This is a genomic window from Flavobacterium aquariorum (assembly GCF_003254745.1).
Classification (GTDB): domain Bacteria; phylum Bacteroidota; class Bacteroidia; order Flavobacteriales; family Flavobacteriaceae; genus Flavobacterium; species Flavobacterium aquariorum.
In genome coordinates, this window is sequence record NZ_QKXH01000044.1 from 1 (window position 1) to 250 (window position 250).

The window sequence follows — 250 nt, forward strand, 5'->3', positions numbered from 1 at the left end:
GACTAACCGCATAAGTAGCTGCTGGACTTCCTGCTGTTGTTAGCGATGCATTATTAGCAGTGATTGCTGTTCCAACACAATAACTTGGTGAAGCAACGGTATAACTCAATCCTGCCGGAGCTTGATTTACGGTAATGGTTACAACCGATGTTGCAGTTCCACAACCACCAGTATTGCTGGCTGTGACGGTATATCCTGCAGATGCAACTGCTGTAGTTGGTGTTCCTGTTATTTGTCCTGTTGCTGCATT

1 protein-coding gene is annotated in these 250 nt (G+C 45.6%); it reads right to left on the bottom strand.

The window, feature by feature from the left end; all coding sequences use genetic code 11:
• The coding region (locus tag DOS84_RS19175; RefSeq protein WP_207802085.1) for a hypothetical protein at nt 1–250 on the bottom strand (250 nt) is incomplete at both ends.